The following is a 10,574-nucleotide window of genomic DNA, read 5'->3' on the forward strand; positions in this document are numbered from 1 at the left end:
CCCCCGGCCCCGGAGAAGCATGCGCAGGCACCGAGCCGGTCCCGCCGAGGACGGTGGTGGCGGAGACCGGTCGAAACGGCACGGCCCGGGAGGCCCTAGCCCGGGATCAGGCCGTCGTCCTGGAGCATCTGGCGGACCTCGTCCATGCTGGCGTCCGCGTGCGGCAGGATGAACTGCGAGGGCTCCAGCGCGTCGGCCGCCAGCGGCGTCCCGTGCTCGCGCACCTTGTCGAGCAGGTCGTGCAGCGCCTTGCGGAAGGAGTCCTCGTCACCCTGCTCGATCGCCGACTCCAGCGCGGAGTCGAAGGAGTTGAGCAGGTCGAGGTCGGCGTCGGTGAGGTCGACCTGACCCTCACCCATGATGCGGACGATCACGCGCCCTCACCCCGACCCGAGGTCCCGTTGCCACCCTCGATCTGCGGGGTGGAGGAGGAGCCGCCGCCCAGTTCGAGCTTCATGCGCTCCAGCTCGGCCTCGACACCGGTGGTGCTGGCCATGCGGTCCAGCTCGGCCTGGATGTCGTCGCGCGGACCGGAGCCGGTGACGTCGTCGAGCGCGCCGGAGGCGAGCAGCTCGTCGACGGCCCCGGCACGGGCCTGCATCTGGGCGGTCTTGTCCTCGGCCCGCTGGATCGCCAGGCCGACGTCGCCCATCTCCTCGGAGATGCCGGTGAAGGCCTCGCTGATCTGCGTCTGGGCCTGGGCCGCGGTGTAGGTCGCCTTGATCGTCTCCTTGCGGGTACGGAAGGCGTCCACCTTGGCCTGGAGGCGCTGGGCCGCCAGGGTGAGCTTCTGCTCCTCGCCCTGGAGGTTGGAGTGCTGCTGGCGCAGGTCCTCGATCTGCTGGGTGAGACCGGAGCGGCGGGTGAGGGCCTCGCGGGCGAGGTCCTCACGGCCCTGGGTCAGGGCCGCCCGGCCCTGGGTCTCCAGCTTGGACGACTGCTGTTCGAGCTGCTGGATCTGGAGCTCGACCCGCTTGCGGGAGGTCGCGACGTCGGCCACGCCGCGCCGCACCTTCTGGAGGAGTTCGAGCTGCTTTTGGTACGAGTAGTCGAGGGTCTCCCTGGGATCCTCGACCGAGTCCAGGGCCTTGTTGGCCTTGGACTTGAAGATCATCGAAAGTCGCTGAAACACGCTCATCGGCGTGGCCGTCCCCTTCTCGGTGCGTACATCGGCTGTTCCCAGCGGGCGCTTTGCCCAACCCTACGCGGTCTGACCCGCGGTCGCCATAAAGCTGTGACCGGCTACCCTGAGGGTGTGTTCCGACGTCGCTCCGCTTCCGCAGACACGGATTCGAAGACCACCGAATCCGCCAGCCCTGAGGCCTCTGAGGCCACCCAACCTAAGGGATATACCCCTAAGAAGGGTGTGCCCACCCCCAAGCGCAAGGAATCCGAGTCCAACCCGCGCAAGCTGGTCAAGGCTCCGGAGACCCGCAAGGAGGCCTACGAGATCCACCGCGCCCGCTCCGAACGTAAACGCGGGGTGAGCAAGGTGAGTTCCGGGGGCCTCAAGGGCGTGCCCGCCGACGAGGCCCGGTTCTACCGACCCGCCGACCTCGGCCCGGCCCGCCGCTACGCCCGTGACCTGGTGGACTCCCGCCGCACGCTCAGCGAGTTCTTCCTGCCGCTGTCGATCGTCATCATCCTGCTGATCATGGTGCCCCACCCGCTGTTCCAGGTCGCGGTGGCGTACGTGGCCTGGCCGCTGATGATGGTGTCGCTGGTCATCGAGGGGATCTTCACCTCGCGCCGGGTCAAGCGGGAGACCGCCGAGCACTACCCCGACGACGACCTGCTGCGCGGCATCGGCTGGTACGCGGTCATGCGCCAGATCCAGTTCCGCCGGCTGCGGCTGCCCAAGCCGAAGGTCAAGGTCGGCGAGGTCCCGGTCCCGCACTAAATCCACATGGCAGGCAGGGGAGCCACATCCCCCACGGACACCCGGGGCCGGTGCGCGCACGCGCGCCGGCCCCCGAACCCTCCCCGGACCTTTCTCCGGGGCTTCCCCGATCTTTCCCGGGCTTGTGCGGCCAGGGTCGTGGGAGCGTTCCCACAAGCGCCGGGGGCCGCCCTCGCGCACGGGCCGCTCCCCTACTAAAGTGCGCCGCATGGAATTCCGCCATCTCGGCAAGAGCGGTCTCGTCGTCAGCGAGATCGCCTACGGCAACTGGATCACCCACGGCTCCCAGGTGGAGGAGGACGCGGCCGTCGCCTGCGTCCGCGCCGCCCTGGACGCCGGCATCACCACGTTCGACACCGCGGACGTCTACGCCCGCGGCGCGGCCGAGGAGGTCCTCGGCCGGGCGCTCAAGGGCGAGCGCCGCGACGGCCTGGAGATCTTCTCCAAGGTCTACTGGCCGATGGGCCCGGGCAAGAACGACCGGGGCCTGTCGCGCAAGCACATCATCCGCGGCGTGGAGGACACCCTGCGCCGCCTGGGCACCGACTACCTGGACCTGTACCAGGCCCACCGGTTCGACAACGGGGCTCCGCTGGAGGAGACCCTGCGCGCCTTCGAGGACCTGGTCCGCCAGGGCAAGGTCCTGTACGTGGGCGTCTCGGAGTGGAACGCCGGGCAGATCGAGCAGGCCCTGAAGATCGCCGACGAGTCCGGGTTCGACCGGATCGTCTCCAACCAGCCGCAGTACAACATGCTGTGGCGGGTCATCGAGTCCGAGGTCGTCCCGGTGTCCCGCCGCGAGGGCCTGGGCCAGGTCGTGTGGTCGCCCATCGCGGGCGGCATCCTCACCGGCAAGTACAAGCCGGGCGCGCCGCTACCGGAGAACACCCGGGCCACCGACCCCAACAGCAAGCACTTCATCGCCGACCGGGTCGACGACCGGGAGCTGCTGGAGCGGGTGCAGAAGCTGGCCCCGCTTGCCGCCGAGGCGGGGCTGACCCTGCCCCAGCTGGCCGTGGCCTGGGTCCTGCAGAACGACAACGTCTCCACCGCGATCGTCGGCGCCACCCGGCCCGAGCAGGTGCGGGACAACGTCCAGGCGGCCGGCGTGAAGCTGGACGCGGGGCTGCTGGCCCGGATCGACGAGGTCCTGGGCGACAGCATCGACCGCGACCCGGCGCTCACCCGAAGCCCGGAGGACATCCGCGCGTAGAAGAACGCGGGAGAAGAAAGAAGAACAGGGCCCCGGTCCCCTTCGGGGGGCCGGGGCCCTGTTCCTGCTCGGCTCCTACTCGGCGGGCTCCAAGGACATCGTGTAGACCTCCTTGCCGTCCTCCAGCAGGACGACCCGGTCCACTCCGCCCTCGGTGAGCTCACCCCAGTTCTCGCCCAGCCAGCTCTCCGCGTCGCCGCGCGAGGTGAACGACTCCGCGGGGAGGTCACCCGCCAGCGGGTCCGCCCCGTCGGCCTCGTGGTACCGCCAGGTCCACGCCATCGTCGACCGCCCTTTCGTCCCGGTAGGTCACGGCTTCACGGGTACCGCGATCCAGTGCCGAGCTTAACCAAGCCTTGGTGGAGCATGCGGTTTACTTCATCAGGTGCGAATCCGATTCCCGGGGACGGCGGGCCACGCCGGATGGCCCGCCCCGCAGTGCACCTGCTCCTCGTGCAACCAGGCCCAGGCCGACCGTCGCCTGCCGCTGCGCGTGACCGTCGACGACCGGTTCCGGCTCCGCGAGAGCGGGGCGGTGGGCCCGGTGCCCCCGGACTACTCGGTGACCCCCACGCCCGACGGCATCCTGGTGGCCAGCCCCGACGGCGGGCGGCTGCTGTACGCCCGCTCCGGGCCCGCGGCGCTGCCCGCGGTGCCCCCGGTGGAGGCGGCCGTGCCCGCTTCGGGGTTCGCGTCGGCGCCGCCCCAGCAGGTGGACATGGTGATCGTGGACGCCGCCCAGCGCCCGGAGACCATCGGCGAGCTGCGGCGCAGCGGGGTGATCGGGGTGACCACGGCCGTGGTGGCGGTCGGCGGCGACCACCGGGTGCGCTCCCCGCAGGAGTTCGCCCGCCGGGCCCGGCTGTGGGGCGCGTTCGCCCCCGGGGACGGCCACGTGATGTCGTGCCCGCCCGCGGTCTGGCCGGAGTCCCGGCCGCACGGCCCGCACCGGGTGCTCATCACCGGCGGGGCCCGCTCGGGCAAGTCGGTCGAGGCGGAGCTGCGGCTGCTGACCGAGCCGCGGGTGGCCTACGTGGCCACCGGCGAGCCCGCCGATCCCGAGCGCGACCCGGAGTGGGCCGAGCGGGTGGCGCGGCACACGGCCCGCCGCCCGTGGTGGTGGGAGACCGAGGAGACCCGCGACCTGCCGTCGCTGCTCAAGCGGGCCCGGGGCGCGGTGCTCATCGACTGCCTGGGCACCTGGCTGACGGCGGTCATGGGCGAGCACGGCCTGTGGGACGAGGAGCCGCCGCCGGACGCCGAGGAGCGGGTCGAGGCCGAGGTGCACGACCTGCTGGAGGCGTGGCGGGCCACCCAGGCCTACGCGGTGGCGGTGACCAACGAGGTGGGGTCGGGCGTGGTGCCCGCGACCCGGTCGGGCCGGCTGTTCCGCGACCACCTGGGGCGGCTGAACCAGTGGGTGGCGGCCGAGTCCGAGGAGGTCGTGCTGGTCACGGCCGGACGCGTGCTGGAGCTCCCGTGAGCGGTGCCGCCGGCGCGGGCGCGCGCCTGGCGGTGGGGACGTTCACCGTGGTCCCGGTGCGGGTGGAGCGGGTGGACCGGGCGGCGGCCCGGTGGGCGATGCTGTGGGCCCCCGCGGTGGGGGCGCTGGCGGGTGCGCTGACCGGTGCGGTGGCCGCGGCCGGGACGGCGGCGGGGCTGCCCGCGGCGCTGGCGGCGCTGCTGGGGGTGGGCGCGGGGGCGCTGTTCACCCGGGGCCTGCACCTGGACGGGCTGGCGGACCTGGCCGACGGGCTGGGCAGCGCCCGCCCGGCGGCGGGGGCGCTGGAGGTGATGCGCCGCTCCGACATCGGCCCGTTCGGTGTGATCACCCTGGTCGTGGTGCTGGGCGCGCAGGTGCTGGCGCTGGGCCGGCTGGCGGAGGTGTCGCCGTGGGCAGTGCTGGCCGGTGCGGTGGCGGCGGGCGCGGCGGGGCGGACGGCGATCACGTGGGCGTGCACCCCGGGGGTGCCCGCGGCACGGCCGGAGGGGCTGGGCGCGCTGGTGGCCGGGACGGTCCCGGTGGCGGGCGCGGCGGCGGCGACCGCGGGGGCGCTGGCGGTGTGCGCCCTGGGCCTGCTCCAGGGGCCGGGGTTCGCGGCGGCCTGCGCGGCGGCGTTCGCGGCGGGCCTGGCGGGGGCGGCCCTGCTGCGGCGGCGGGCGGTGCGCCGGCTGGGCGGGGTGACCGGGGACGTGCTGGGGGCGCTGGCGGAGACGGCGGCCACGGTGGCGCTGGTGGTGCTCACCGGGGCGGCCGCGTGGCTGTGAACCCGGGACCCGCCGTCCACCAGGCGTTTTCTACCGCCCGGTAATGTCGAAACGCCTCCGATGTAGCCATCATCACATTTTTTCACACCACGTTTCACGGGTCCGCGCAAAGGGCACCTCGCCGCCCTCCCGGCACTCCCCTGTGACGGCCCCCACCGGCGGCCAGAGGCACCCTCCCCCGCCGGTCGGCCCGGGGCCGACCCCCGACCGGCCCCGGGCCCCGCTCCCGCGCGCAGCGCCCCTCCCAGGGCCGGAGCGCCACGTCACCGACCGGAGCACGGGGCGACTAGCATCGTGGGTGTGAGCACGACGTTGTCAGTACACACGGAGTCCCCCAGTTCGCTCGACGCCGACGCCCTCGTCGTCGGTTACCACTCCGGGGGCGACGCCCCGGAGCCCGCGTCGGGCGCACATGACATCGACGCCGCCTTCCCCGGCGGCCTCGCCGAGAGCCTGTCGCTCCTGGGAGCGAGCGGCGCCGCGGAGGAGGTGCACACCCTTCCCTCCCTCGGGGCCGTTTCCGCCCCGGTGATCGTCGCCGTCGGCCTCGGTGACAAGCCCGCCGACGGCCCGGTCGGCCCCGACACCCTCGCCCGCGCCGCCGGTGCCGCGCTGCGCGCCCTGGCCGCCCGCCCCGAGGGCGCCGCCCGCGTGGCGCTGGCCCTGCCGGCCGGCACCGCCGAGGAAGCCGGGGCCGTCGCCCTGGGCGCCCGCCTGGGCGCCTACTCCTTCGACCGCTACCGCACCGGCGAGAAGATCCAGAAGAAGCCCACCGACCTCGCGCTGCTCTTGGTGAGCGGCGCCGAGGGCGCGCAGGCCGCGGCCGAGCGCGCCGCGGTCCTGGCCGACGCGGTCGAGCTGACCCGCGACCTGGTCAACACCGCCCCCTCCGACCTGGTCCCCGAGGACCTGGCCGCGACCGCCCAGGAGATCGCCAAGCAGGCCGGCCTGGACATCGAGGTGCTGGACGAGCAGGCCCTCGCCGAGGGCGGCTACGGCGGCCTCACCGGTGTCGGCCAGGGTTCGGCCAACCCGCCGCGCCTGGTCCGCCTGTCCCACACCCACCCCGAGGCCACCCGCACGGTCGCCTTCATCGGCAAGGGCATCACCTTCGACTCCGGCGGCCTGTCCCTCAAGCCCGCCGGCGCCATGGACTGGATGAAGTCCGACATGGCCGGCGCCGCCTCCGTGCTCGCCGCCCTGCGGGCCATCGCCGCCCTGAACCTCAAGGTCAACGTCGTCGGCTACCTGGCCGTCGCCGAGAACATGCCCAGCGGCACCGCCCAGCGCCCCTCCGACGTGCTGAGCATCTACGGCGGCAAGACCGTCGAGGTCCTCAACACCGACGCCGAGGGCCGCCTGGTCATGGCCGACGCCCTGGTCCGCGCCCAGGAGGACGCCCCCGACCTGGTCGTCGACATCGCCACGCTGACCGGCGCCCAGCTGGTCGCGCTCGGCACCCGCGTGTTCGCGGTCATGGCCAACGACGACGAGGTGCGCGAGCAGGTCGTCGACGCGGCCGGCGCCGAGGGCGAGGCCGCCTGGCCGATGCCGCTGCCCGCCGAGCTGCGCTCGGGGCTGGACTCCGCGGTCGCCGACATCGCCAACGTGGCGGGCGAGCGCTGGGGCGGCATGCTCTCCGCCGGCGTCTTCCTCAAGGAGTTCATCGGCGAGGGCGTCAAGTGGGCCCACCTCGACATCGCCGGGCCCTCCTTCAACCAGGGCGGCCCGTACGGGTACACGCCCAAGGGCGGCACCGGTGCCGGTACCCGGACCCTGATCCGGATCGCCGAGTCCTACGCCCCGTAGCCTGACCCCGGGGCGGGCGGCGCTCCCTGAGCCCGCTCCGCCCGCCCCGACCGCGGTCCCCCACCCCCCGCCGCGGACCCACCGGAATCACCAGCCACCACAACAAGGAGTTCGTTCCCGTGAGTGAGAGCGGCGGCACCTTCGACCTCGTCGTCCTTGGCGGCGGCAGCGGCGGATACGCGGCGGCACTGCGCGCCGCGGAGCTCGACATGAGCGTCGTGCTGATCGAGAAGGACAAGCTCGGCGGCACCTGCCTGCACCGCGGCTGCATCCCCACCAAGGCCCTCCTGCACTCGGCCGAGGTCGCCGACTCCGCCAAGGAGAGCGAGAACTTCGGTGTCAAGGCCACCTTCGAGGGCATCGACATCGAGGCCGTGCACAAGTACAAGGACAAGGTGATCAACGGCCTGTTCAAGGGCCTCACCGGTCTGGTCAAGTCCCGCAAGATCACCGTCGTCGCGGGCGAGGGCCGCCTCACCGGCAAGGACGAGGTCACCGTCGGCGACGCCGTCTACAAGGGCCGGAACGTCCTGCTGGCCACCGGCTCCCAGCCCAAGACCCTGGGCCTGGAGATCGACGGCGACAAGGTCATGACCAGCGACCAGGCCCTGGGCCTGGACCGCGTCCCGGCCTCCGTGGTCGTCCTGGGCGGCGGCGTCATCGGCGTGGAGTTCGCCAGCGTGTGGCGCTCCTACGGCGCCGAGGTCACCATCGTCGAGGCCCTGCCGCACCTGGTGCCGGTCGAGGAGGAGTCCAGCTCCAAGCTGCTGGAGCGCGCCTTCCGCAAGCGCGGCATCAAGTACGAGCTGGGCACCCCCTTCGAGTCGGTCAAGACCACCGGCTCCGGCGTCACCGTCACCCTCCAGGGCGGCAAGACCCTGGAGGCCGAGGTACTGCTGGTCGCCATCGGCCGCGGCCCCGTCTCCGCGGGCCTGGGCTACGAGGAGCAGGGCATCACCCTGGACCGCGGCTTCGTCACGGTCGACGAGAACCTGCACACCGGTGTCGGCAACGTCTACGCCGTCGGCGACCTGATCCCGACCCTGCAGCTGGCCCACGTCGGCTTCGCCGAGGGCATCTTCGTCGCCGAGCACATCGCGGGCCTCAACCCGGCCCCGATCGACTACGACGGCGTCCCGCGCGTCACCTACAGCGAGCCCGAGGTCGCCTCGGTCGGCCTGACCACCAAGGCCGCGAAGGAACGCGGCCTGGAGGTCGTCGAGATGAACTACAACCTGGCGGGCAACGGCAAGAGCCAGATCCTACAGACCCAGGGCGCCGTCAAGGTCATCGCCGAGAAGGACGGCCCCGTGCTGGGCGTCCACATGGTGGGCAGCCGCGTCGGCGAGCTGATCGCCGAGGGCCAGCTCATCTACAACTGGGAGGCGCTGCCCTCCGAGGTGGCCCAGCTCATCCACCCGCACCCGAGCCAGTCGGAGGCGCTGGGCGAGGCGCACCTCGCGCTGGCGGGCAAGCCGCTCCACGTCCACGACTGACCGCTTCCGGGGGCGGGCCCCACGGCCCGCCCCCGCCGCCGTACATCCGCGCTGCCCATCACCGGGATCGGGCAGGACACCGCGCCCATATCCAACGAGGAACCCATGCCGACATCCGTTTCCATGCCCGCCCTGGGTGAGAGCGTCACCGAGGGGACCGTGACCCAGTGGCTGAAGAACGTGGGCGACACCGTCGAGGTCGACGAGCCGCTCCTTGAGGTCTCCACCGACAAGGTGGACACCGAGATCCCGTCCCCGGTCGCGGGCGTGCTCACGCAGATTCTCGTCCAGGAGGACGAGACCGTGGAGATCGGCGCGGAGATCGCCATCATCGGCGGTGAGGGCGAGGACGTCGCCGCCGCGCCCGCCCCGGCCGCCGAGGAGGCGCAGCCCGAGCCGGAGCCGCAGCCGGAGCCGGTCGCCGCCCCGGAGCCCGCCGCCGCTCCGGAGCCGGCCGCCGAGACCGCCGCGCCCGAGCCCGCCGCCCCCTCTTCCTCCGGCCCCGAGACCCCGGTGACCATGCCCGCTCTGGGCGAGAGCGTCACCGAGGGCACCGTCACCCAGTGGCTCAAGAGCGTGGGCGACACCGTCGAGGTCGACGAGCCGCTCCTTGAGGTCTCCACCGACAAGGTGGACACCGAGATCCCGTCCCCGGTCGCGGGCGTGCTCACCCAGGTCCTCGTCCAGGAGGACGAGACCGTGGAGATCGGCGCCCGGATCGCGATCATCGGCGGCGCAGGCGCCGCTCCCGCGCCCGCGGCCCCCGCCGCCCCGGAACCGGAGGCCCCGGCCAAGGCCGCCGAGCCCGTGGCGACCCCGGCCGCTCCCGCCCCCGCCGCGGAACCCGCCGCTCCGGAGCCGGCTCCGAGCGTCGACACCCCGGCTGTCGACATCGGCACCCTGAGCAGCACCGGCCCGTCGGGCACCGACACCGGCACCGAGGGCTACGTGACCCCGCTGGTGCGCAAGCTCGCCGCCGAGCACCGCGTGGACCTGAGCCGCGTCCGGGGCACCGGCGTGGGCGGCCGCATCCGCAAGCAGGACGTGCTCAAGGCCGCCGAGGAGCAGAAGGCCGCCGCCGCGCGCGCCGCCGCTCCGGCCGCCCCGTCCTCGGCCCCGCGCAAGCAGGGCGACGACGCGGCGCTGCGCGGGCGCACCGAGAAGCTCACCCGCCTGCGCAAGTACATCGCCGACAGCATGGTGGAGTCCCTGCACGTCTCGGCGACGACCACCCAGGTCGTCGAGGTGGACGTCACCAGGATCGCGCGGCTGCGCGAGCGGGCCGCCGAGCAGGGCGGGACGGCGCCGGACTTCTTCGCGTTCTTCGCGCTGGCGACGGTGGAGGCGCTGCGCGCCCACCCCAAGCTCAACGCGTTCATCGACGCCGACAAGCAGGAGGTGACCTACCACGACGTCGAGAACCTGGGCGTCTCGGTGGACACCGAGCGCGGTCTGCTGGTCCCGGTCGTCAAGGACGCGGGCAAGCTCGGCCTGAGCGGTCTGGCCACCACCATCGCCGACCTGAGCAAGCGGGCCCACACCGGCCTGCTGGGCCCGGACGAGCTGGGCGGCGGCACGTTCACCATCGCCGAGACCGGCGGCACCGGGGCGCTGTTCGGCACCCCGATCATCAACCAGCCGCAGGTCGCGATCCTGGGCACCGGCGCGGTCGTCAAGCGCCCGGTCGTGGTCGCGGACCCGGCCATGGGCGGCGAGGTCATCGCCGTGCGCTCGATGGTGTACCTGTCGCTGGCCGTGGACCACCGCCTGATCGACGGCGCGGACGCGGGCCGCTTCCTCACGACGGTCAAGGACCGCCTGGAGGACGGCGCCTTCGAGGGCGAGCTGGGTCTGTCCTAGCCGCTCACCGCTTTTCTCCCCGAGGGGC

At 73.2% G+C, this 10,574-nt stretch carries 10 protein-coding genes; 7 read left to right on the plus strand and 3 right to left on the minus strand.

The window, feature by feature from the left end:
* Positions 1-95: 95 nt before the first annotated feature.
* On the minus strand, positions 96-374 hold the full coding sequence (pspAA, locus tag ACJOT3_RS27120) for a PspA-associated protein PspAA (RefSeq protein WP_406975951.1): 279 nt from the start codon (positions 372-374) through the stop codon (positions 96-98).
* The gene (locus tag ACJOT3_RS27125; protein WP_406975952.1) at positions 371-1,138 is read right to left on the minus strand and encodes a PspA/IM30 family protein; all 768 of its coding nucleotides are present in this window, start codon (positions 1,136-1,138) and stop codon (positions 371-373) included. Before ACJOT3_RS27125 ends, pspAA begins: the two co-directional genes overlap by 4 nt.
* Before the next feature lie 96 nt (positions 1,139-1,234).
* On the opposite strand from ACJOT3_RS27125, the gene ACJOT3_RS27130 reads away from it, so the two are divergent.
* Complete coding sequence (locus ACJOT3_RS27130; protein WP_406975953.1) at positions 1,235-1,900, plus strand: DUF3043 domain-containing protein; 666 nt, start codon at positions 1,235-1,237, stop codon at positions 1,898-1,900.
* Between the two features lie 208 nt (positions 1,901-2,108).
* Positions 2,109-3,113: an aldo/keto reductase family protein gene (locus ACJOT3_RS27135; protein ID WP_406975954.1), complete on the plus strand. Its 1,005-nt coding sequence runs from the start codon at positions 2,109-2,111 to the stop codon at positions 3,111-3,113.
* A gap of 75 nt (positions 3,114-3,188) precedes the next feature.
* On the opposite strand, the gene ACJOT3_RS27140 is transcribed toward ACJOT3_RS27135, so the two are convergent.
* Entirely contained in the window at positions 3,189-3,395 is a 207-nt protein-coding gene (locus ACJOT3_RS27140; RefSeq protein ID WP_406975955.1) for a hypothetical protein, read from the minus strand.
* A 211-nt stretch (positions 3,396-3,606) separates the two neighbouring features.
* Between ACJOT3_RS27140 and ACJOT3_RS27145 the strand changes: the two genes are divergently transcribed.
* The 5 genes from ACJOT3_RS27145 to sucB all read left to right on the plus strand — a co-directional run bounded on the left by ACJOT3_RS27145 (position 3,607) and on the right by sucB (position 10,546).
* A complete protein-coding gene (locus tag ACJOT3_RS27145; RefSeq protein WP_406975960.1) occupies positions 3,607-4,596 on the plus strand; it encodes a bifunctional adenosylcobinamide kinase/adenosylcobinamide-phosphate guanylyltransferase in 990 nt (329 codons plus the stop codon).
* A complete protein-coding gene (locus tag ACJOT3_RS27150; protein WP_406975956.1) occupies positions 4,593-5,381 on the plus strand; it encodes an adenosylcobinamide-GDP ribazoletransferase in 789 nt (262 codons plus the stop codon). Before ACJOT3_RS27145 ends, ACJOT3_RS27150 begins: the two co-directional genes overlap by 4 nt.
* A 300-nt stretch (positions 5,382-5,681) precedes the next feature.
* Positions 5,682-7,190, plus strand: coding sequence for a leucyl aminopeptidase (locus ACJOT3_RS27155; protein WP_406975957.1), 1,509 nt, complete (start codon positions 5,682-5,684; stop codon positions 7,188-7,190).
* 119 nt (positions 7,191-7,309) lie between these two features.
* Entirely contained in the window at positions 7,310-8,686 is a 1,377-nt protein-coding gene (lpdA, locus tag ACJOT3_RS27160; RefSeq protein WP_406975958.1) for a dihydrolipoyl dehydrogenase, read from the plus strand.
* A 123-nt stretch (positions 8,687-8,809) separates the two neighbouring features.
* The gene (sucB, locus tag ACJOT3_RS27165; RefSeq protein ID WP_431652639.1) at positions 8,810-10,546 is read left to right on the plus strand and encodes a 2-oxoglutarate dehydrogenase, E2 component, dihydrolipoamide succinyltransferase; all 1,737 of its coding nucleotides are present in this window, start codon (positions 8,810-8,812) and stop codon (positions 10,544-10,546) included.
* Positions 10,547-10,574 lie beyond the last annotated feature (28 nt).

It is taken from the genome of Nocardiopsis protaetiae (assembly GCF_045446735.1).
Lineage (GTDB): Bacteria > Actinomycetota > Actinomycetes > Streptosporangiales > Streptosporangiaceae > Nocardiopsis > Nocardiopsis protaetiae.